General features: G+C 59.5%; 16 protein-coding genes. 2 read left to right on the top strand and 14 right to left on the bottom strand.

The genetic code is table 11. The features are described 5' to 3' along the window. Positions 1-10: 10 nt before the first annotated feature. From VV867_RS04660 to VV867_RS04620, 9 genes are all read right to left on the bottom strand, one after another. On the bottom strand, positions 11-7084 hold the full coding sequence (locus tag VV867_RS04660; protein WP_328565735.1) for a calcium-binding protein: 7074 nt from the start codon (positions 7082-7084) through the stop codon (positions 11-13). Beyond that, positions 7077-7598: a hypothetical protein gene (locus VV867_RS04655; RefSeq protein ID WP_328565734.1), complete on the bottom strand. Its 522-nt coding sequence runs from the start codon at positions 7596-7598 to the stop codon at positions 7077-7079. The genes VV867_RS04660 and VV867_RS04655 overlap by 8 nt, the downstream gene beginning before the upstream one ends. Positions 7599-7890: 292 nt before the next feature. Then, positions 7891-8409, bottom strand: a complete 519-nt coding sequence (locus tag VV867_RS04650; protein ID WP_146219622.1) for a hypothetical protein — start codon at positions 8407-8409, stop codon at positions 7891-7893. A 215-nt stretch (positions 8410-8624) separates the two neighbouring features. Further along, positions 8625-9137 carry a hypothetical protein gene (locus VV867_RS04645; protein WP_328565733.1) on the bottom strand — a complete coding sequence of 171 codons (513 nt, stop codon included), beginning with the start codon at positions 9135-9137 and terminating at the stop codon, positions 8625-8627. Between the two features lie 77 nt (positions 9138-9214). Further along, positions 9215-10630: an HlyD family type I secretion periplasmic adaptor subunit gene (locus tag VV867_RS04640; RefSeq protein ID WP_109935235.1), complete on the bottom strand. Its 1416-nt coding sequence runs from the start codon at positions 10628-10630 to the stop codon at positions 9215-9217. Continuing rightward, positions 10627-12783 carry a type I secretion system permease/ATPase gene (locus VV867_RS04635; protein WP_328565732.1) on the bottom strand — a complete coding sequence of 719 codons (2157 nt, stop codon included), beginning with the start codon at positions 12781-12783 and terminating at the stop codon, positions 10627-10629. The genes VV867_RS04640 and VV867_RS04635 overlap by 4 nt, the downstream gene beginning before the upstream one ends. Before the next feature lie 39 nt (positions 12784-12822). Then, positions 12823-14046 carry a glycosyltransferase family 4 protein gene (locus VV867_RS04630; RefSeq protein ID WP_328565731.1) on the bottom strand — a complete coding sequence of 408 codons (1224 nt, stop codon included), beginning with the start codon at positions 14044-14046 and terminating at the stop codon, positions 12823-12825. 284 nt (positions 14047-14330) lie between these two features. Beyond that, entirely contained in the window at positions 14331-15953 is a 1623-nt protein-coding gene (locus tag VV867_RS04625; RefSeq protein WP_328565730.1) for an MFS transporter, read from the bottom strand. Positions 15954-16070: 117 nt separating this feature from the next. Then, entirely contained in the window at positions 16071-17729 is a 1659-nt protein-coding gene (locus tag VV867_RS04620; RefSeq protein ID WP_328565729.1) for a GMC family oxidoreductase, read from the bottom strand. A gap of 116 nt (positions 17730-17845) precedes the next feature. On the opposite strand from VV867_RS04620, the gene VV867_RS04615 reads away from it, so the two are divergent. Further along, entirely contained in the window at positions 17846-18754 is a 909-nt protein-coding gene (locus VV867_RS04615) for a LysR family transcriptional regulator (protein ID WP_328565728.1), read from the top strand. A gap of 40 nt (positions 18755-18794) precedes the next feature. On the opposite strand, the gene VV867_RS04610 is transcribed toward VV867_RS04615, so the two are convergent. Continuing rightward, positions 18795-19373 (bottom strand): hypothetical protein, encoded by a 579-nt coding sequence (locus VV867_RS04610; RefSeq protein ID WP_328565727.1) that lies wholly within the window; start codon positions 19371-19373, stop codon positions 18795-18797. A gap of 167 nt (positions 19374-19540) precedes the next feature. Between VV867_RS04610 and VV867_RS04605 the strand changes: the two genes are divergently transcribed. Then, on the top strand, positions 19541-20017 hold the full coding sequence (locus tag VV867_RS04605) for a BRO-N domain-containing protein (protein ID WP_328565726.1): 477 nt from the start codon (positions 19541-19543) through the stop codon (positions 20015-20017). 355 nt (positions 20018-20372) lie between these two features. Here VV867_RS04605 and VV867_RS04600 read toward each other — a convergent pair whose 3' ends face one another. From VV867_RS04600 to VV867_RS04585, 4 genes are all read right to left on the bottom strand, one after another. Further along, the gene (locus tag VV867_RS04600) at positions 20373-20915 is read right to left on the bottom strand and encodes a topology modulation protein (protein WP_328565725.1); all 543 of its coding nucleotides are present in this window, start codon (positions 20913-20915) and stop codon (positions 20373-20375) included. A gap of 398 nt (positions 20916-21313) precedes the next feature. Then, positions 21314-21796: a serine protease inhibitor ecotin gene (eco, locus tag VV867_RS04595; RefSeq protein WP_328565724.1), complete on the bottom strand. Its 483-nt coding sequence runs from the start codon at positions 21794-21796 to the stop codon at positions 21314-21316. Positions 21797-21925: 129 nt separating this feature from the next. Beyond that, positions 21926-22651, bottom strand: a complete 726-nt coding sequence (locus tag VV867_RS04590) for a DUF533 domain-containing protein (RefSeq protein WP_328565723.1) — start codon at positions 22649-22651, stop codon at positions 21926-21928. Positions 22652-22746: 95 nt separating this feature from the next. Further along, on the bottom strand, positions 22747-23469 hold the full coding sequence (locus tag VV867_RS04585) for a tellurite resistance TerB family protein (RefSeq protein WP_328565722.1): 723 nt from the start codon (positions 23467-23469) through the stop codon (positions 22747-22749). Positions 23470-23561: the final 92 nt, after the last annotated feature.

Raw genomic sequence — 23561 nt, 5'->3', positions numbered from 1 at the left:
CGAGAAGCAATCAACCGCCGGCAGCAAGCACCAGTTCGAGCCTGTACCGCTGATCGAGTCCGGCACCGGATTCTGCCGGATTCGGTACACCGAAGGCGGCCATGTTATCTATCAGGTATTGTGTCTTGCCCTCCAGCGAGGCAACGGCATCGCTCAGCGACGGTGAAGACAGAGGGACGTCTTGTACCGCAGGTGTTTCGCTCGGCAAGGAGCGAGGCTTTTCGCTCCTGCTTGCCGATCCGCCTTGAAGTAGCGATTTGACCTGTTCAATGCCCCAGATGGTACCGTCGGAGAAACGAATCTCCTCCAAGCGATAATTGCTGTTGCCATTGCTGTAGAAGTAATTGCCAAGGGTGATCCGATCCTCGCTACCTTTCAGGCTCAGGATCAGGTCATTGCCACTGCGGCTCATCTGGATATCATCGGCACCAATGTCCGCACCGAACTCGATGGCGTCGGTCTTGTTCGTGCTGGTGTCATAGTTGTCGATACGGTCCTGGCCCCAACCCCGCTCGAAGCGATACACATCGCTACCTTGGCCGCCAGTCAGGTAGTCATTACCAGCTCCTCCCACCAGAGTGTCATTACCGGCTCCGCCATCGAGCATGTCGTTTCCCTCCTCACCGTAAAGGTGATCGTTGCCGGCCTCGCCGTAGAGCTGGTCATTGCCTTCATTGCCGTACAGGCGATCATTGTCGGCGCCTCCACTCAGGTAATCATTGCCAGCCCCACCAGCCAGATGGTCGTCACCACCATAGCCATACAGTGTGTCATTGCCGGCCCCACCACCCAGGGTATCGGCCGTGGCGTAGCCATACAGGCGGTCCGCGCCCTCCGTGGCCTGCTGGACCAACCACTTGACCTGATCAGTATTCCAAACCGCACCGTCGGCGAAACGGATTTCCTCCAGTCGATAATGACCGGCTGCATCCTTGTTGAAGTAGTTGCTGACCGTAATCCAGTCGGCGCTGCCTTTCAGACTCAGGATCAAGTCATCGCCACTGCGGCTCAGCTGGATATCATCGGCACCAATGTCCGCACCGAACTCGATGGCGTCGGTCTTGTTCGTGCTGGTGTCATAGTTGTCGATACGGTCCTGGCCCCAACCCCGCTCGAAGCGGTATACATCGCTACCTTGGCCGCCAGTCAGGTAGTCGTTGCCGGCGCCACCGATCAGAGCGTCATTGCCGATGCCGCCATAGAGGCTGTCGTTACCAATGCCACCCTCAAGCCAGTCATTGCCGGCCCCCGCATCGAGCCGATCATTGCCGGCGCCACCACTCAAGCGATCATCACTGGCGTAACCGGTAAGGATGTCATTGTCCTCGCCCCCTTGTAGCAACATAGTCTTGATACGCTCGATGTCCCAGGTGGTGCCATCGGCGAAGCGAATCTCCTCCAGGCGATACTGGCTATTGCCGTCATTGGAGAGGTAATTGCTGAGAGTGATCCGGTCGTTACTGCCCTTCAGGCTCAGGATCAAGTCAGAGCCCAAACGGCTCACAAGAATGTCATCGGCGGCAATGTCCAAGCCGAACTCAAGAGCATCGGTCCTGTCGGCGCCCCTGTCGTAATTGGACACCGTGTCCTGGCCCCAACCCCGTTCGAAGCGGTACACATCACTACCTTCACCACCGACGAGGTAGTCGTTGCCGGCGCCACCGATCAGAGTGTCATTGCCGATGCCGCCATAGAGGCTGTCGTTACCAATGCCACCCTCAAGCCAGTCATTGCCGGCCCCCGCATCGAGCCGATCATTGCCGGCGCCACCACTCAAGCGATCATCACTGGCGTAACCGGTAAGGATGTCATTGTCCTCGCCCCCTTGTAGCAACATAGTCTTGATACGCTCGATGTCCCAGGTGGTGCCATCGGCGAAGCGAATCTCCTCCAGGCGATACTGGCTATTGCCGTCATTGGAGAGGTAATTGCTGAGAGTGATCCGGTCGTTACTGCCCTTCAGGCTCAGGATCAAGTCAGAGCCCAAACGGCTCACAAGAATGTCATCGGCGGCAATGTCCAAGCCGAACTCAAGAGCATCGGTCCTGTCGGCGCCCCTGTCGTAATTGGACACCGTGTCCTGGCCCCAACCCCGTTCGAAGCGGTACACATCACTACCTTCACCACCGACGAGGTAGTCGTTGCCGGCGCCACCTACCAGGGTGTCATCACCGGCATCACCGTACAGACTGTCATTACCGGCCCCCCCCTCGAGCCAGTCATTGCCGGCACCTGCATCGAGCCGATCATTGCCGGCTCCACCACTCAAGCGGTCATCACTGGCGTAACCGGTAAGGGTATCGTTGCCTGCTCCACCCTGCAGTAACAGAGCTTTTATCCGTTCAATGTCCCAGACCGTGCCATCAACGAAACGAACCTCCTCCAGGCGATAATAACTACTACCTTCTTTGTATAAATAATTACTGATCGTGATCCGGTCATCACTGCCTTTCAAACTGAGGATCAGATCATTGCCCTTTCGGCTGAGCTGGATATCGTCGCTAGAAATGTCGACCCCGAATTCGATGGCGTCGGTTTTGTTCGTGCTGGAATCATGATTGTCAATGAGGTCCTGGCCCCAGCCACGCTCGAAGCGGTATATGTCACTGCCATGGCCACCGCTGAGATAATCATGGCCAACGCCACCGATCAGGGTGTCGTTACCATTACCACCGTAGAGCCTGTCATTGCCCCTACCACCGTCGATCCAATCGTTGCCTGCTTCGCCGTAGAGCGTGTCGTTGCCTGCACCGCCACTCAGTTGGTCGTCCCAGAAATATCCCCTGATGCTGTCATTCGTATCACCACCCTGCAGCAATAACTTCATGACATCAAACATGCTCCAGACTGTTCCATCAGCGAAGCGAACCTCCTCCAGACGATAATAATTTCCCCCATCGTTTTGGAAGAAATTATCAACAGTAATCTGATCATTACTGTCCTTCAGGCTCAGGATCAGGTTGCTGCCCTTTCGGCTCAGCTGGATATCTTCGGCGGCGATGTCCGAACCAAACTCAATGGCATCGGTCTTGCCCGTGCTGATGTTGTTGTAGTTATCAATCCGATCCTGTCCCCACCCTCGCTCGAAGCGGTACACATCGCTGCCTTCACCACCGACGAGGTAGTCGTTACCGGCTCCACCGATCAGAGTGTCATTGCCGATGCCGCCATAGAGGCTGTCGTTACCGATCCCCCCCTCTAGCCAGTCATTGCCGGCACCTGCATCGAGCCGATCATTGCCGGCTCCACCGCTCAAGCGGTCATCACTGGCGTAACCGGTAAGGGTGTCGTTGCCTGCTCCACCCTGCAGTAACAGAGCTTTTATCCGTTCGATGTCCCAGACCGTGCCATCAACGAAATGAACCTCCTCCAGGCGATAATAACTACTGCCTTCTTTGTATAAATAATTACTGATCGTGATCCGGTCGTCACTGCCTTTCAGACTGAGGATTAGATCATTGCCCTTTCGGCTGAGCTGGATATCGTCGCTAGAAATGTCGACCCCGAATTCGATGGCGTCGGTTTTGTTCGTGCTGGAATCATGATTGTCAATGAGGTCCTGGCCCCAGCCACGCTCGAAGCGGTATATGTCACTGCCATGGCCACCGCTGAGATAATCATGGCCAACGCCACCGATCAGGGTGTCGTTACCATTACCACCGTAGAGCCTGTCATTGCCCCTACCACCGTCGATCCAATCGTTGCCTGCTTCGCCGTAGAGCGTGTCGTTGCCTGCACCGCCACTCAGTTGGTCGTCCCAGAAATATCCCCTGATGCTGTCATTCGTATCACCACCCTGCAGCAATAACTTCATGACATCAAACATGCTCCAGACTGTTCCATCAGCGAAGCGAACCTCCTCCAGACGATAATAATTTCCCCCATCGTTTTGGAAGAAATTATCAACAGTAATCTGATCATTACTGTCCTTCAGGCTCAGGATCAGGTTGCTGCCCTTTCGGCTCAGCTGGATATCTTCGGCGGCGATGTCCGAACCAAACTCAATGGCATCGGTCTTGCCCGTGCTGATGTTGTTGTAGTTATCAATCCGATCCTGTCCCCACCCCCGCTCGAAGCGGTACACATCGCTGCCCTCGCCCCCGCGGAGATAGTCGTTGCCGGCTCCGCCAATCAGGGTGTCATTACCGGCATCACCGTATAAGCTGTCATTACCGACCCCACCCTCAAGCCAGTCATTGCCGGCACCCGCATCGAGCCGATCATTGCCGGCGCCACCACTCAAGCGATCATCACTGGCGTAACCGGTAAGGGTGTCATTGCCTTCTCCACCCAGTAGCAGCAGCGCTTTGACACGCTCGACGTCCCAAACGGTGCCATCGGCAAACCGGATTTCCTCCAGGCAGTAGCCGCCCTTGCCATCGTCATGGAGGTAGTTGCTGATGGTGATTCGATCGTCGCTGCCTTTCAGCCTCAGGATCAGGTCGGAGCCCCAACGCCCCACAAAAATGTCATCGGCGGAGATGTCCGGACCGAACTCGATGGCATCGGTCTTGCCGGTACCTCTATCGTAGTTATCAATGCGATCCTGGCCCCAGCCGCGTTCGAAGCGATATACATCGCTGCCTTGGCCACCCGTCAGGTAATCATTGCCGACTCCACCGACCAGAGTGTCATTACCGACGCCACCATAAAGGCTGTCGTTGCCGGAGCCCCCCTCAAGCCAGTCATTGCCGGCACCCGCATCGAGCCGGTCATTACCCGCACCACCACTCAAGCGGTCATTGCTGGCGTAACCGGTGAGGGTGTCATTATTCTCTCCGCCCAGTAGCAGCAGCGCTTTGACCTGCTCGATATCCCAAGTAGTGCCATCTGCGAAACGAATCTCTTCCAAGCGATACTGGTTGTTGCCGTCATTGAAGAGGTAATTGATCAGGGTGATCCGATCATCACCGCCCTTCAAACTTAAGATCAGGTCACTGCCACTGCGGCTGAGTTGGATTTCCTCAAACGATATGTCCGATCCAAACTCGATGGCATCGATCTTGTCGTTACTTCCATCATAGTTGTGGATACGATCCTGTCCCCAGCCTCGCTCGAAGTAGTAAACATCACTTCCATTACCTCCATGAAGGTAATCGTTACCTGCACCGCCAACCAGCGTGTCATTTCCCTGCCCACCGCTCAGGCTCTCATTATCAGGTACACCTAATAGCAGGTCGTCGGTATCAGTTCCACTCAGGAGCCCGTTATTAGAGCCTCCTACAACCAGATTCGCCCCTAGAGCCGCAAGAGCAACACCTAAGATCCCACCAAGCGAGCCTCCAGACTTGCGTATCTCCTCAAATATCTGGAACCCGAAACCTGTTTTCAACTCCTTGAGATTCTTCGCAAACTCCCCGACAAATCTAAGTCCATCGCCTTCATTTTTCTGATATTCAGCTTTCAACGCATCAAGCAGAAGTGAAACATCCAGTTTGAACTGGCCACTAGCCTCGTCAAAGGACAAGCTCACACGCTCATAAAGATGTTTGAAGCTTGATTGAGCCAATAACTGAGTGGAAACATAGTCCTTGAGTTTCGAGTATGCTTGCGCCAGCAGACCAGCGGCATTGGGTCCCAGCCCTCCACTCTGCCATTTGTTCACATACTGCTCGCCAAGAAAACGCTCTAGCGCTGCTAACTTTCGGGCATCGTCCAACTTATACTTGGTAACACCACGATCATTGGGGTCGACATCCTGAACACCCGCCCACATATAAATCAAAGAATCGAGAATCTCCGATTTTCTAGAAAAATCCTTTTCCGCAACATATTTGTCGAGCAACTCCTTGAGCTTGCCAGTGGAGTCCCTGGAAAGAGCCTGATTCAAATCAGAGACATTCCCGAAACCGGCAACATTGGGTAAACCTGAAAAGTCCGCCCCCAGATCCAGCTTATTTTTATCTTGAGTGTTTGCACTATCGAAAGTGAACCAGACGTCGTCCATCGCCTGGGTATTGCCATTCAGATCGACATAGCCACCCTGCTGGAGAATCTTGTTGCCATGTTCATCCACCTTGTTCTGATTGGAGAACCCGGTCGACAGTTTCCCAACGCCCGCATCCTCCAGCGTCAATAATTCTCCTTCATCCACCTTTCCATTACTGTTGCTATCCTTCCAGACTCTCAGTTGAGAAAAGGCTTCGTCACTGGCGTCGATCCAGCCATCTCCATTGCTGTCTAGGTCCGCGAGGGCCAGGAAACCATTGGTTGCCTTTCCGCCATCGGCGAGATCCGTGTTATTGCCGAACAGTTCACTCCCGTCGTCGATCTCGCCATTGCCATTTCGATCGAGCACCAGCAGGCCATCATCCTTGCCAACCCAGCCGCTCAGTTCGGCAAAGCCGTTGCCATCATGGTCGAAATGAATGCCAGCATCCTTACCAATGGTCTCAACACCATCCCCATCGAGGTCAAGGATCAAGGGGGAGGCATTCTGCTCAGAGTCTTTAAAATCCTTCTGCAACTCTGTAATCAGAATGGGAAGGCAGGACTTTCCTCCATCTATATATCCCCTCTGAATATCCTCCCAAGTCCAAAGAGGTCGGGAGGAGACCATTTTATCCCAATCATTTGGTGAAACCTCATTGCTATACTTCTTCTGTAGCCCCGCAATGGCGTCAAACAAATCCGAAACCGCCTGTGCCACTTGGCGATCATCACCATCAAGAGAAAGAGCATAAATTCCTAACCCGATAGCAGCAGCAACAAATAAAGCAGCGGCTGCAGGTCCTGAGGCTACAAGTGCTGCAGCACTAGCCAAAGACCCCAAGGCGGAAACCAGGGACCGATCGGAAGCCACCCCATCACGCTTTACATCATTATAAACAGACAAAGCACTTGATAATGCCGACGCCGCAACAGCCGACTTCGCTAAAGGAGAAAACGATAACGCGGCCGAGGCTGCTGACGCACCAGCCGAAACGGCTGAAATTTTATCAAGCTCTCCAGACTTCTTATAATCCTTAATCACGAGATGAGCATCTTTTGCTGAGTTAGCCGAACCACCAGCCCCTGAAAACTGATTAGCCAAATGCTTAGCAAGCCCTCCCGCCAAGCTCGACACAGACGAAATATTAGACATCTAACTTCCTCCCAAACCCAATTCTATAGAATACATAAGCAAGCGCAGCTAGACCGATAAAAAGAATGGAGAAAAACCTTCCAAAACCGGTATATCCGGCACGCAATCTACACTCCATCACACTATTACATTTAGGCCTACACACCTCCTTGCCTGAATGAAAGCAACTGACAATCCGTCCACGGTCCAAGCGAAAATGCATTTCCTTCCCCCTATATAAATCAAAATCAAATCCAGACAAATCTACATATGCTTTTGATGCAAAGTAACTTCTATAACCTCCATTCTTAGCTACAACAAAAATTTTTCCAGCCACACCACCACGATCAACATAATAGAGAACCCCCACCTCTTCCCTGAACTCTCCAGAAATATCTATAGACTGGAAGACCTCATGAATTTCGAACAAGAAAAACACAAAAGAGAAAATCAAGAAAACTCTAGCCCCCACAAGAAATTCATTTCCCTGAAATAACTTTACAACCTCAAGACCAACCCTAGATAACATAGCCATCCCACACCCCCTGAAGGCAGCTCAGAAAAATATAAAAATCACTATTTCTTAACCCCTCATAGCAGCACCGAGCCCCACATGCAGAAAAAATGACGCTCCTTGAACAGTCCTTCTCACAAATTATCCCCAGAATAAATACCAGTTAAAAAATTAAAGGATATCTAGAAATAACCCCCCATAATTCTCACACTACCTTTCCAAACTGAAAACTAAAAAACCTTCACTTTCAAAACTTCTTAGCCATTCCTATTCAGTCCAAACCATTTCTGTCAGACGCAAGCCCGTATTAGTATTAATGCTTTCTTCTTTCGTATAAAACATGAGTCCCCAAAAGCATCATCGAGAACAAAAAAGCAAAAGCCGATGGAACCCATCCATCACCATATAACTTCAAAAGTCGCTCTCGACACTCATTTACATATAGACATTTAGGCTTGCACAAAAACTCTCCATTGCGACTACAGCTAACTATTCGATCCTCATCAAGAACAAAATCAAACTCCTCTCCTTTATATGGACCAGACCTTAAAGACAGCGCATCAACATATACCGAATAAGCATACAATTTCTTATAACCCCCATCGTCATCTTTCAAAATCAGCAATTTATCCAAACTTCCCCTACCAGGCTCTACATAAATCAATCTACCGACTTCTTTTCGAAAACTCGTCGAGGAATTGAATTTTTTATCCTCTTCAAAAAGCCAAATCCAAAAAAACAAAAAAGAAAGAAGCAACAACACACATCCAGCAACAAGAAAAGAATTAAGGCCAAAACGCCTTAAATACCCCCAAAAAGCTCTAATCCACATATATCCCCCAAAAACCCAAGAAAAAACCCTGAAGCAAAAAATCTCTTACCCAAGCCACATAAGCCCAATAGAATCATCTCACTACACATGTCTCATGTAGGCTCCGATAATTTTCTATGCTGAAATCTTTGAAAAGGTCAACGACGACTGCGCACTATTCTTTTGACGCAAACCTAATTAACACTCTGCCGACCAAGCCTGCAGCAGAGAAAAATTTAGGCACCACTGCACTCTCTACTTCTTATTTTAAAAATTAAAAACGAAGAAACTGTAAAAATCGTCAAAACAGACAGCATCCAGACCGTTCCCAAAGCTGAAGCCTTCCTATTTTGACAGTCAGTCAAACCAGAGCACTTCGAACCACAAACCTCTCGCCCCTTATACGTACAGGAATACAATGTCCTACCAATGGAATTAAAAACCAACTCCCTCCCTTTGTAGTTCTTCAGCCCAACAGCACTTACATATCTAGGATCCGCATATAATTTTCGATATCCATCACTCCTAAAAACCACGGTACTACCCACCGTAGACCCTGGGCTGACATAATACAAAACACCAGAAAAGCTATTCACCTCCCCTTCAATTTTTCTATCGGTCAAAGTATCAACAAAGTAGAAAACAGAAAAAAACACCAACAAAACAATCCCAACCCTACTTCCGACAAGAAACTCATCACCGCGAAATAAATCCCTCACTTGACGAAAAAACCCAATTAGCACACTCATCGTCCTTGCCCCTCCGCCATATAAAACTTTTTTAAAAACTCCAACGTCCGTCTATAAATCAGCCTCATAATTTGTTATTACCTCTCCCCCAAACTCTCACTCACATACTGTTTAAGCGGACTCAGGAAATACTCGATAACCTTTCTCTTATCCGTCTTCACCTCCGCACTCACCGCCATCCCCGGTGTCAATGGAATGTTCCGGCTTCCCACTCGGATATGGTTCTGCTTCAAGCGAATTCGCATGCTGTAAAACAAGCCGCGCTTTTCATCTTCGATGGCATCGTCGGAGATGCTGATGACTTCGCCCGGCACCACGCCGTACTTGGTGAAGGTGAAGGTCTCGACCTTGATTTCCACTTCCTGCCCCGGCCAGACGAAACCGATGTCCTTGTTTTCCAACATGGCTTCCACTTCCACCGGCTGGTCCCTGGGGACGATGGCCATCAGCGGCTGGGCCGCAGTGACCACCCCGCCGCGGGTGTGGATGGCCAGTTGCTGGACGGTGCCATCCACGGGGGCGGTCAGGCGGGTCAGTTGGTCGCGTTGCTCTGCCTTGCGCAGTTCCTGGGCGAGGGCGGCGGCCTTCTGTTCGGATTGCTGTTGCAGGTCGAGCATGGCCCGACGGGTCTGTGCGATCACGCCTTCTCGGCGTTGCTCGGCTTCGCGCAGGGAGGCGCGCAGTTCCAGCAGTCGGGCCTGCTGTACCGACAGTTCGCGGGTCTGTTCGAGACGGGCTTGTTCCTTTTCCAGCCAGGCGTGCTTGGCGACGAAGCGGCGCTCCATCAGGCGCTTGTAGTCCGCCGCCAGTTGTTCGGCGATGGGTAGGGTGATGTGCAAGGAATTGACAGTGGCTTGGGCCGCCTGGATTTCTGCGCGGCGTTGCTCGATCGATGCCTGGGTCTGCTCGATGTTGCTGCGCAATTCCAGGTATTGCCCCAGTAGCCAGCGCTGGGCGCTTTGCAGCTGTTCTTCGCTGGCCTGTGGCAGGCGCTCCTTCAGGGAAGCGGGTTCGACGCCATCACGGATAGCGTCGAGCATGGCGCCGGCACGGGCGCTGTCCACCTTGGCGGCGAGCAGGTCGGCCTTCAAACGCTCCACGTCGGCCTCGGTCTGGCTCGGGTCCAGTTCCAACAGCAGGTCGCCCGCCTTCACCTGCTGCCCGTCGTGGACGTGTATGGCCTTGACCACCGCCACTTCGCTGGGCTGGATGACCTTGGTCTTGCCGCTGGGGACGATCTTGCCGCGGGCGGTGGCGACCACGTCTATTTCGCCGAGGCAGGCCCAAAGAACGGCGAGGGCGGCGAAGGCCATGATCGACCACTTGATATAACGCACCAACGGGCTGACCGGCTGCTCCTGCAAGGCCAGGGCCGCGGGGAGGAACTGCACCTCATGGGGCAGCCGCTGCGGCGGATCCATCGACTGGCGGTTGCGCCAGGCCCGGCGCCAGGCGCTGCGGTAGCGTCGCAGCAGATCGCGGCGGGCGCTCATGGCACACCACCCTGCTGCAGGCGGAACAGGCGCGAATAGTGCCCGGCCTGGTGGGCGAGCAGTTCGGCATGGCTGCCCTGTTCGACGATCTGGCCACGGTCCATCACCACGATCCGGTTGGCCTCGCGCACCGCACTCAGGCGGTGCGCGATGATGATCACAGTGCGTCCCTTGCAGATGGCCCTCATGTTCTGCTGGACCACGCGCTCGGACTCGTAGTCCAGGGCGCTGGTGGCCTCGTCGAAGATCAGGATGCGCGGTTTGCCGATCAGTGCGCGAGCGATGGCGATGCGCTGCCGCTGGCCACCGGACAGCGACGAACCATGCTCGCCAACCAGCGTGTCGTAACCTTCGGGCAATTCGAGGATGAATTCATGGGCCCCAGCCAGGCGAGCCGCCTGGATCACGGCCTCCATCGGCGCACCAGGGTCGGTCAGCGCGATGTTCTCGCGAATGCTGCGGTTGAACAGCAGGTTGTCCTGCAGCACCACGCCGATCTGCCGACGCAGCGAGGAAACGTCCACCAGGGCCAGGTCCATGCCGTCGACCAGCACCCGCCCGCGTTCCGGCACATATAGCCGTTGCAGCAGGCGTGTCAGGGTACTCTTGCCAGAACCGGAACGACCGACGATGCCGACCACCTCTCCCGCGGCGACGCTCAGGTTGATGCCGCGGAGCACTTCCGAACCGTCCGGGCGATAGCGGAAGTGCACCTGGTCGAACTCCAGGCGTCCTTTCAGCGCGGGCAGGCTGCTGCGCGAGGCTTGCGACAGCTCCGTCCGGGTGTTGAGGATGTCCCCCAGGCGCTGGACCGATACGCCGGTCTGCTGGAAGTTCGTCCACAACTGAGCCAGGCGCATGATCGGCTGCGATACCCGGCCGGCAAGCATGTTGAAGGCGATCAACTGGCCTACCGTGAGCTGCCCTTCGATGACCAGGCGCGCCCCCAGCCAGAGCGTGGCGACCGTGACCAGCTTGCCGATGAGCGAAACGCCCTCGTTGGCCAGCATGGACAGGTTCTGCGTCTTGAAACCGGCGGCCACGTAGGCCGCCAACTGGTTGTCCCACTTGCGGGTGGTCTGCGGTTCGACGGCCATCGACTTGAGGGTATCGATGCCGTTGATGGTTTCCACCAGGAAGGCCTGGTTCTCGGCCCCGCGGTTGAAGCTTTCCTGCACCCGGGCGCGCAGCAGTGGCGTAACGAACAGCGACAGCAGGAAATACAAGGGCAGCGACAGCACCACCACCAGGGTCAGCCAGCCGCTGTAGAAGAACATCACGGCGATGAACACCACCGAGAAGAGCACGTCGAGCAGCAGGGTGATGGCATTGCCGGTGAGGAAGCTGCGGATGTTCTCCAGTTCCCGCACCCGTGCCACGGAGTCACCGACGCGGCGAGCCTGGAAGTAGGCCAGCGGCAGGGTGACCAGGTGGCGGAACAGACGGGCACCGAGTTCCACGTCGATGCGGCTTGCGGTATGCGCGAAGACATAGCTGCGCAGGCCACTGAGCAGGCTCTCGAAGAGCATGATGCCAAGCAGGCCCACGGCCAGTACGTCCAGTGTCGACAACCCCCGGTGCACCAGCACCTTGTCCATCACGACCTGGAAGAACAGGGGCGTCAGCAAGGCGAATATCTGCAGCACGAAAGACGCGACCAGCACCTCGCCCAGCGGCTTTCGATACTTGACGATGGCGGGGATGAACCAGGTGAAGTCGAAGCGCGACAGGCCGGCCGCCTCCGATGCCTGGGAGCGGACCAGGATCAGCTCTCCGCTCCAGCGCTCGGCCAGCGCCTCCAGGGCGAGCACCTCGGGGCCCGCAGCCTTCGGAGCCTGGACCAGTACCTTGTCCTGGTCGCTCCTGGCGATGAGGAAGAAATCGCCGTCGTGGGAACGAGCGATAGCGGGGAACGGCGTGCGTGCCAGGCGCTCGACGGAGCTGCGTACCGAGCGCGCCTTCAGGCCCAATCGACGCGCGGCCAGGAGGATTTCCGCAATGCCGAAGGCCGCGCCCGGCGGCCGGAGTTCGTGGGCCAGTTGCTCGGGAGAAACCGCCACCTGGTGAAAGCGCGCCAGCATCACCAGGCAGGCCAGCCCACTGTCCAGCTCCATGGTTTCCCCGGTTGCTGCGTCGGTGTTTTCCTGGGACATCGAATTTCCTTGTGCTTGCGCGTGCCCTTAGAGCGCGCTTCAACGAATGCCTGCCGCCTCACCGAGGGCATCGGCCAGCAGTTGGCCGTATGCCTTAAGCCCATTGCCGACGCTGTAGCCTTGTGCCGTGGCCCTGGCCTGCTGGCGCAGTTGCCAATGGGCAGCCGGCCGTTCGACGGCATCCAGTACGCGGCTGGCAATCGAGGACGGGGAAAAGAAGTCGACGAGGTGGCCGTTGCGCCCGTCCTCGATCACCTCGCGAACCGGAGCGGTATCCGAGCCGACGACCAGGCAGCCGCTGGCCATGGCCTCCAGCAGCGACCAGGAAAGAACGAAGGGATAAGTGAGATAGACGTGAACGGCGGAAACCTGGAGAACGCGCCTGTAGGTTGCATAGGGCACCTTGCCGAGAAAGTGCACGCGTTCGAGGTCCAGGGAAAGCTCCCCCAGCAGCTTGCTACGCCAGTTCGGCGCGTCCCCGGGCAACCTGCCATAGCTGCAGCCATCGCCCCCGACTATGACCACCTGGACCTGTCGATTGCCGGACAGGATCGACGGCAATGCGCGCATGAAGCTGTGGAACCCCCGGTAGGGCTCCAGGTTGCGCGCCACGTAAGTCACCACAGGCTGCCCGGCACGCAGCACACCGCCACAAGGTAGCGGCAGGCAGGCCAGGGGGTCGGGACCCAACTCGTTGACGGGGATGCCCTCGTGGGCGACGCGGATCTTGCCGCGATAGACCTCGGGGTGCAGGGAATGCTGCCAATACGTGGGGGTGACGCCCCAGTCGCACTGTTCGAGATTGAGCAGGTGCAGGGTGTTGCGCAACCGCAGCCGCGCCGAGTCGTCCAGCGTCATGGGAAACTCGGGGTCGAAACCCGCGTCGGCGCCCTGGGTCTGGTAGTAGTACTCGCAGAAGTGGATCAGCGGTGCGTCAGGAAATACGTCCTTGAGAAAGAGCGTTTCACCCCATCCGGGATGGCCGAGGATCACATCGGGCCGATAGCCCCGGCGACGCTGCTGCAGAAGGATGCGAGCCACCTGCTGCCCGTGCAGGACCGCGTTCTCCAATGTGTGGAGATAGCCATGGGCCTGCGTGGCAGGGGCACGCCTGGGCCGGTAGCGGGACAACTTCACGCCAGGCAACCCTGGGGCGCTGTCCAGCCCGAGTGCGCGGACCTCGCAACCCTCCCGGCCTGCCAGGGCATGGGCCAGGTAGCGGAACTGGCCGGGGAAGTTCTGGTGCAATAGCAGGAGCTTCATCGCGCGCCTGCCGCTCGTTGCGGGTAATCGCCGAGGATGGGCAGGACCATTGCGTTCCTGCTGGATGATGGACGTCGCATGTTTCGCTCCCTGCTGGCCATGGATAGCAGGGAGCTTTTTAGTTTTTGCTCTTTAGGATGTATGCAGCTTGATTCCTACAGGCATTCCTCTTTTTTCCTGATTCCTGCAGGAAAGAGCCTTTTTCAGAAAACCCTCCAAACTGGTCACGGCCCGGCAAATGAAACGGCCCGCACGAGGCGGGCCGTCTTGGTCTTGCCGCACGCTCAATCGGCATGAATGTCGTTATGCCGCGTCTCGCGCAGGAACAGCAGCGAGCACACCAGGCTCACGCCGGTGACCAGCACGGGGTACCAGAGGCCGTAGAAGATGTTGCCGGTGTACACCACCAGGGCGAAGGAGATGGTCGGCAACAGGCCGCCGAACCAGCCGTTGCCGATGTGGTACGGCAGCGACAGCGAGGTGTAGCGGATGCGCGTCGGGAACAGCTCGACCATCAGCGCCGCCAGCGGGCCGTAGCAGCAGGTGGCGATGAAGATCAGCGCCACGATGATGGCGATCACCATCGGCCGGTTCACCAGCGAGGCGTCGGCCTGGGTCGGGTAGCCGGCCTCCTTCACCGCGGCGCCCAGGGCGGCGGAGTCGAAGCCCTCGATGCGCTTCTCGCCCACGCTCACCACCAGCTCGCTGCCGGCCGGCGCGGCCTGGGTGCTGTAGGGCACGCCGCCCTTCACCAGCAGGGTCTTGGCCTTGTCGCAGGGGCTGTCGAATTTGGCCTTGCCCACCGGGTCGAACTGGAAGGTGCAGGTGGCCGGGTCGGCCATCACCACCACCGGGGCCTGGCGCGTGGCCTGGTCGATCTGCGGGTTGGCGTAGTGGGTCAGGGCCTTGAACAGCGGGAAGTAGCACAGCGTGGCCAGCAGCAGGCCGACCACCAGCACCGGCTTGCGCCCGACCTTGTCGGACACCCAGCCGGCCAGCACGAACAGCGGCGCGCCTATCACCAGGGAGATGATCAGCAGCACGTTGGACAGCGCCGGGTCGACCTTGAGCACCTGGGTGAGGAAGAACATTACGTAGAACTGCGCGGCATAGAAGGTCACCGCCTGGCCGGCGTTGATGCTGAACAGGGCGATCAGCACGATCTTCAGGTTGCTCCAGTTGGTGAAGGACTCCTTCAGCGGCGCCTTGCTGACCTTGCCTTCGGCCTTCATCTTCAGGAACGCCGGCGACTCCTGCATCGACAGGCGGATCCAGGTGGAGATGCCCAGCAGCACGATGGACAGCAGGAACGGCAGGCGCCAGCCCCAGCTTTCGAAAGCCTCGCCGGTGAACTGGCGGCAGCCCCAGATCACCAGCAGCGACAGCAGCAGGCCGGCGGTGGCGGTGCACTGGATCCAGCTGGTGTAGGCGCCGCGCTTGTTGGCCGGGGCGTGCTCGGCGACGTAGATGGCCGCGCCGCCGTACTCGCCGCCCAGGGCCAGGCCCTGCAGCAGGCGCAGGGCGATGAGGATGATGGGCGCGGCCACGCCGATGCTGGCGTAGGACGGCAGCAGGCCGACGCAGAAGGTCGACAGGCCCATCAGCAGGATGGTGACGAGGAAGGTGTACTTGCGCCCGATCATGTCGCCCAGGCGGCCGAACACCAGGGCGCCGAAGGGCCGCACCAGGAAGCCGGCGGCGAAGGCCAGCAGGGCGAAGATGAAAGCGGTGGTGTCGTTGACGCCGGCGAAGAACTGCTTGCTGATGACCGCCGCCAGCGATCCGTAGAGGAAGAAGTCGTACCACTCGAACACGGTACCGAGCGAGGAGGCGAAGATCACCTTGCGCTCTTCGCGGCCGCTGGAGCGCCCCCGCTCGAACGACTGGGGCTGTGCTAGATCGGTCATTACGGCTCTCCTGCCCCTCGTGGGGGCTCTTATTGTTGTTTCAGCCTCGACCGCCACGGCCCGGGGGCCGCGCGACGCTGTCTTCTGTCGAACCTGTTCGTCCCGCCGGGGTGGCCGTCAGGACAGGGCCTTCTCCTCGCGCCCGCTGATAGGGATGACCTCGGCGCTGCACGAGGGTTCGGCAAGAATCATCCGCGCCGCCTTCTCGGCGATCACCAGCACCGGCGAGCAGCTGTTGCCGGAGGTGAGCGCGGGCATGATCGAGGCGTCGGCGATGCGCAGGCCGGGGATGCCGTGCACGCGCAGCTGGCTGTCGACCACCGCGTTCGGCCCCGAGCCCATGCGGCAGGTGCCGGCCGGGTGGAAGATGGTGGTGCCGATGTCCGCCGCGGCGCGCTGCAGGTCTTCCTCGGTCTGGAAGTCCGGGCCGGGCTTGTATTCCTCCGGGCGGAAGCGCGCCAGGGCCGGCGCGGCGGCGATGCGGCGGGTCAGGCGGATGGCGTCGGCGGCCACCCGCAGGTCTTCCGGGTGGCTCAGGTAGTTGGGCTGGATCAGCGGCTTGGCGCGCGCATCGCTGCTGCGGATGCGCACGCTGCCGCGGCTCTGCGGGCGCAGGTCGCACACCGAGGCGGTGAAGGCCGGGAAGGCGTGCAACGGCTCGCCGAAACGCTCCAGGGACAGCGGCTGCACGTGGTATTCGAGGTTGGCCGAGGCCTGGCCGGGATCGGATTTGGCGAAGGCGCCCAGCTGGCTCGGTGCCATGGACAGCGGGCCGCTGCGCTTGAACAGGTATTCCAGGCCCATGCCGACCTTGCCCCAGGGCGTGGCGGCGATGCGGTTCAGCGTGCGGGTGCCCTGGATGCGGTAGATCAGCCGCAGCTGCAGGTGGTCCTGGAGGTTCTCGCCGACGCCGGGCAGCTCGTGGCGCACGCCGATGCCCAGTTGCTCCAGCAGGGGCCGCGGGCCGATGCCTGAGCGCTGCAGCAGGGCCGGCGAGCCGATGGCGCCGGCGCACAGGATCACCTCGCGGCGCGCCCGCAGTTCGCGGCGGGCGCCCTGCCAGTCCACCACCAGGCCGCGGGCGCGGCCGTCTTCGAGGATCAGCTGCTGCGCCTCGACGTGGGTCAGCACCATCAGGTTCGGGCGCTGTTCGACCGGGCGCAGGAAGGCCTTGGAGGCATTCCAGCGCACGCCGCCGCGCTGGTTCACCTGGAAGTAGCCGCAGCCTTCGTTGTCGCCGCCGTTGAAGTCGTCCACCGAAGCGATGCCGGTCTGCGCGGCGGCCTCGCGGAAGGCATCGAGGATTTCCCAGGACAGCCGCTGCTGCTCCACCCGCCATTCGCCGCCGCCATGGTGGATGGCGCTGTCGCCGGCGAAGTGGTCCTCCATGCCGAGGAACAGCGGCAGCAGGTCGTCCCAGCCCCAGCCGGGGTTGCCCTCGGCGGCCCAGCCGTCGTAGTCGCGGGCCTGGCCGCGCATGTAGATCATGCCGTTGATCGAGGAGCAGCCGCCGAGCACGCGGCCACGGGGGTACTTGATGGCGCGGCCGTTGAGGCCGGGGACCGCTTCGGTGTCGAAGCACCAGTCGGTGCGCGGGTTGCCGATGCAGTAGAGGTAGCCGACGGGGATGTGGATCCAGGGGTAGTTGTCCGGGCCGCCGGCCTCGATCAGCAGCACGCGGTTGGCCGGGTCGGCGGACAGCCGGTTGGCCAGCAGGCAGCCGGCGGGGCCGGCACCGACGATCAGGTAGTCGAACGAGTCCAGTGCCTGGGGCATGGGCTGACCTCTTGTTGTTCTTATCGATGCGTCGCTTGAGGCTAGCCGCTCATTCGCGATAAAAAAACGAACATTTCGAGTCAGCTGCTGATCGTTTTCTAACAACGGAGCCCGCCATGTTCGACTGGAACGACCTGCGCTACTTCCTCGAACTGCACCGCAGCGGCCGCCTGCTGGCCACGGCGCGCAAGCTGAACACCACCCATGCCACCGTGGCGCGGCACATCGAGAACATCGAGCGCGACCTGGGCACCCAGCTGTTCGCCCAGCACACCGGCGGCTACCAGCTGACGCCGGCCGGCCTGGCGCTGCTCAGGCACGCCGAGGCCATGGAGAACACCGCCCTCCTCGCCCAGGAGGAAATGAGCCAGAGCATCAGCCCCCTGGGCCAGGTGCGCCTGGGCGTGACCGAGGGCCTGGGCACCATGTTCCTCGCCCCGCGCCTGGGCGAGCTGATGCGCCAGTATCCGGGCCTTGAGCTGGAACTGGTGTCGGTGCCGCGCTTCGTCAGCATCACCAACCGCGAGGCCGACATCGCCATCACCCTGGAAAGGCCCAACGCCGACCTGGTGATCAGCCGCCGCCTGACGCGCTACCGCCTGAGCCTGTTCGCCAGCCCCGCCTACCTGGAAAAGGCCCCACCGCTGCGCGACCGCGACGACCTGTGCAAGCACCAGTGGATCGGCTACGTGGACGACCTGCTGTTCAGCCAGGAACTGATGTTCCACCACAGCTTCTGCCGCCACCCCCAGGTGGTGTTCCGCAGCACCAGCGTGGTGGCCCAGCAGCAGGCCGCGCAAGCCGGCGTCGGCCTGGCCATCCTGCCCCAGTTCATGGGCCTGCACGACCCGCTGCTGGTGCCGGTGCTGCCGGGGGAGTTCATCGAGCGGGAGTACTGGATGTGTACGCGGCGGGAGTTGCACCGGTCGGTGAGGTTGCGGTTGGTGTGGGATTTTCTGCTGGGGCTGTGCGAGAGGGAGCAAGGGGTCCTAATGGAAGGAAAACTGGAATCTATAGAGATTTAAGTAGCAATGAACAATAGAGAAACGACTAGGATTTTTCAATTCACCCTTTCCCTTCGCTCAATAAGCTCACGTCACTAAACCATCGCTCGGCTTTCAAAGGGTATTTTTCAATAACCTTACAGTATTTAAATTCATTTCCGCCAAGAAGATTCCCTTCAATCATCTTCGACACCTCAACCGCCGAATACACTGCCGACCTCGCCATCTCGACGGTTGCAAGCGCCGACTCTTTATGCACCGTTGCATTACGTCTTCGTGCTAACAACAACGCTGACTTGTATGGTTCTACCGTTAGATCGAAAGGCGAACCTACCAATACTACGGGCCAGTTCTTAAATGCCGCCGTGAAACTTGCCCCCCTGTATTTTGGGTCTAACATCGATTTCCTCTCTTGAGCCTTACTCAAGATCTCGTCCACACAGCTGAAAAACATTATTTCAACCAAACTATGCGCAGCTAACAAAACCATTTGGGCAAGAGCCCCATGATGAACCTCAGCCTTATATTGAAAATCCGGCAACTCATTAACTAGCAACCACCTAGCCCCTACATAAGTCTCCGACCAAGCATCAAGACTCAGCCACTTTGAGGAAATAGATTTTTTTATTTGCTCTCTCATACCTAATAACCTAGTAAAGACAAGATAATTTCAATCCGTAGAATCGCTTGCTATTCAGTTAACCAACCAGTCCCTATTCACTATTTTCAAATCTCGGTGCTGAACACACCCTCACGACGGAATACATGCCCGTCAGCATGGAGCGTATCTGAAAGGACGCAACATCCATGTCTATTTCCACGACTTCTGTCCAGTCCCAGTTCATCCCCACCCACTTCTACCGCCACAAACGTCGCCTCCGTGCCCTGCTGATCGAAGGCCAGCCCTGGTTCGTCGTGCGCGACCTGAGCAAGTTGATGAATGCCTTTCTGCAGGATCGCCTGGCGCGCAATCTCGATCCGGATCAGTTGCGTCGCGCCATGCTGCGCAATGACAACGGCTTGGCCGAAGAGGTGGAGTTGCTGAGCGAATCCGCGGTGTATGCCGTGCTGATTCTTTTCCACCATCCGGAGAACCGCGGCATTCGCCAGTGGATCAGCAATTCGGTGGTGCCGAGCCTGCGTGATGCGGCTGAGCCGGCGCAGGGCGAGGTGCCGCAGCGGCGATTACTGCGTTGGGAGCAACAGCAGTTGAGCGTGTTGGATTGGCAGGGGCAGGTTTGGGTGCCGTTGCCGGAATTGGCGCGGGCGATGCGCTTGGACTGAGGTCGGCACTCCGTGGCCTGGGCTGCGGGGTGCTTTTGTAGGAGCGAGCTTGCTCGCGAAGGGAGTATCCCGGTCATGCCGGTGCCAGGCATGAGAGCGCCCTCTCCCTAACCCTCTCCCTGAAGGGAGAGGGGACCATTGGGCAGAAACGGGAACTCTGGAGTTAGCCGGTAATTTCGGTGTTATCCGGCTGAAACTGACCTTTCCGCCGGCACGGACAAGCCCCCTCTCCCTTCAGGGAGAGGGCTGGGGAGAGGGGACGGATTCAACTGAAAACACCAGAGTCGCCGGCGAGCCCCCTTCGCGAGCAAGCTCGCTCCTACCAGTGCGGTACTGGCGATTCAGGTCTCTGCACTCAGAGGTTGTGTTTCGCTGTCGCAGACGGATTCCAGTCCAACTCCCGGAGAAACTGAATGACCTCGCGCCGCGAGCGCAGATGGACGATGCGCCTCCCCTGCCGGTGCGCGTCCAGCAACGCCATCACCTTGGGGCGGCTGCGCTTCGGGTAGTTCCATATCCAGCTCAGGAACGCCGGGTCGGGCAGTTGCTCGGGGCAGCCTTCGGCCATGTCGGGGCGGACCTGGCCGCGATAGCGGAAGCCGCGACGCAGGGCGCGCCACAGGCAGAGCAGCGGTGGCAGGTCGAGGAAGATCACGGTGTCGCAGGCGGCCAGGCGCTGCGCCAGGGTGCCGGAGTAGTTGCCGTCCATCACCCAGCGCTCGCCCAGGCAGAGCGCCTCCACGCGCACCTGCCAGTCAGGCTTTGCCGGTTCCACCCAGCCGGGCTGCCAGTACAGCGCGTCCATGTGGATGACCGGTAGAGCCAGGCGTTGGCCGAGAGCTGCGGACAAGGTGCTCTTGCCGCTGCCACCGGAGCCGATGATCAGGATTCTTTGCACAGAACGCTCCCTGTTGGCCTGCTGTGGGCCGCGTATTGTGCGGCAACCCTGCCGCTGGCGTTAAGAGAGACCAGGCGAGCTGTCTTGCAGGCCGAGCCACGGCGCTCTTCGTAGGATGGGTGGAGCGAAGCGATACCCATCGCCGTGCTCGGCCGAGCACCGGCCTTGCCGGCGGGATCGCGGACGGAGTCCGCTCCTACAGGTCGCCGGGAAACACGGTATTCCTTCCCCGTAGGAGCGGACCTTGTCCCCGATCGCCGGAGGTTTCGACGCGGATCGCGGATAAGATCCGCTCCTACGCTGCCCCACCCACGCCATTCCCCCTGTAGGAGCGCGCCCTGCGCGCGAATCGCGGGCAGGGCCCGCTCCTACAGGATGCATGGGCTTGGTCGAGGGGGTTATTCCGCGCGGGCGTGTTCGACCTTGTCCGAGGCGGACCAGATGCGGTAGCGGACTTCGACGTCCTTGGGCGCGTAGATCACGATCGGCAGCTTGCTGTTGTAGCGCAGCAGGAAGCCGTCGCCGACCACCGGTACGAAGTCTTTCCTGCTCTTGCCTTGCGGGCAGGCCATCAGGGTGCTGGCCGGGCCGCTGACCTTGTCCAGGCGGTAGTAGGGGTAGCCCCAGCCTTCCAGGGTCTTTTCTTCCAGGCTGCCGCCCAGGCGCTGGCGGTTGCAGTCGACGGTCAGGGTCTTGCCGGCCAGGACCTCGACCTTGAAGTTTTCTTCCTGCGCCTGCTTGGGCAGGTGGATGACCTGCCGCACGAAGCCGTCCTCGGCCTTGGGATAAGGCGCTACGTCCTCGAGCTTGGCGGCGTTGGCCAGGGTGGCGGTGGCGCTGAGCAGCAGCGCGGTGGAGAGGGTGAAACGGGTACAGGGCATGACGCCTCCTTGCCGGTTGAAGGACGAACGCAACGCGCGGATGCGTTCGTCCGGATTGCTTGCGTCCCTTCGACAGCCTGAATGTGCGAATGCTCCTACATGTACGCCCTCAAGCCGTGCCAAGTTGTTTCAGGCTACTTCACCGCCGCTCTTGGCCTGCTGCTCCAGGTGGGCCTGCAGTTCCGGGTCGAGCTGGAGCTGGTAGGCCAGTTCGTCCAGGTAGTTGCGTTCGCTTTCCTGCTGGTCGTCCACCAGCATCACGCTGGCCAGGTACATTTCCGCGGCCTTGCCGGGGTCGCCCTGGGCGGCCCGGGCCACGTCGGTGGCTTCGAGGGGTTTGCGCACCTCGTTGTCGAGCCAGGCCTGCAGTTCCGGCTCGCCGGCGTGGCGGGAGATTTCCGCGTAGATCGCCTGCTTCTCCTTGTCGTCGATGCGGCCGTCGGCCTTGGCCGCGGCGATCAGGGCGATGAGGATGGCGTGGCTGTGGGCTTCGGCTTCGTCGCCGGAAAGCTGGTCGACGGTGGTCGGTGCCTGTTGCGGCGCGGCGGCGGCCTGTTGCTGCTGCCAGTTCTGGTAGGCCTGGAAGGCCATCATGCCCAGGGAGGCGAGCATGGCGTAGTTGACCCCGCCGCCACTGGAGCGCCCCTGGCTGGCCGGGGCGCCGCCACCGAGCATGCTGCCCAGCACACCGCCGAGGCCGCCCAGGCCACCGGCCGATGCGCCACCACCGGTGGCGCCGCCGAGCAGGCCGCCGAGCAGCCCTCCGAGGCCGCCCAGGCCGCCTGCGCCGCCTTGTTGCGCCTGCGCGCCCTGGCCGGCCCGCAGCAGTTGTTCCAGCAGATCCGTGGTGTTCATGGCAGCGCCCTCGGCGTGGTTGCGGTCAGGCAACGATAGTCCCGGTGGCGGATTCCGCCAATGCCGTCCGGGACTATTCAGGGGCGCGCTGAGAATCAGGCCGGCAGGGCCTGCAGGGCCTTCTGCGCCTGGGTTTCCAGCTCGGCCTTGAGGCCGGGGTCGAGGCTCAGCTGGCGGGCCAGTTCGTCGAGGTAGGCGCGCTCCATGTAGTTTTCCTCGTCCACCATCAGCAGGCTGGCCAGGTACATCTCGGCGGCCATTTCCTCGCTCTTGGCGGCGCGCGCCACTTCCTGCGGGTCCAGCGGCTTGGCCAGTTCGCGGTCGAGCCAGCCCTGCAGCTCCAGGTCGCCGGTGAGCTTGGCGATCTCGCCGTCGATCAGCTGGCGCTCGCGGGCGTCGATGTGGCCGTCGGCCTTGGCCGCCGCCACCAGGGCGCGGAGGATGGCGTGGCTGTGGGCTTCGGCCTCCACCGGCGGCAGGCGGTCGACGGTCTGCGGCTCGCCGCGCGGCGCACTGGCCTGCTGGCGCTGCCAGTTGCCGTAGGCCTTGTAGGCGATCACCCCGAGGGCGGCCAGGCCGCCGTAGGTGACTACCTTGCCGCCCATCTTGCGCGCCTTCTTGCTGCCCAGCAGCAGGCCCAGCGCGCCGGCGGCCAGGGCGCCGCCACCGGCGCCGGAGAGCAGGCTGCCGATGTCCAGGCCGCCCTTGCCGGCGCCCTGCCCGGCCTGCGGCTGGCCGCCGGCCTGGGCGAGCCCCTTGTTCTGCAGGAGTTCCTGGCCGGATTTGAGCAGTTGGTCGAGCAGGCCACGGGTGTTCATGGCGGTCTCCTGGGTCGGTTGGGGGGAAACTTCGACTCTAGCGCCCGCCCACGGGGGCACGCAGGTGCAGAGTGCTTCGGGATATTGCTGAG

Source organism: Pseudomonas sp. JH-2, from assembly GCF_036231725.1.
Lineage (GTDB): Bacteria > Pseudomonadota > Gammaproteobacteria > Pseudomonadales > Pseudomonadaceae > Pseudomonas > Pseudomonas delhiensis.
This window is presented reverse-complemented; position numbering and strand designations above follow the sequence as displayed.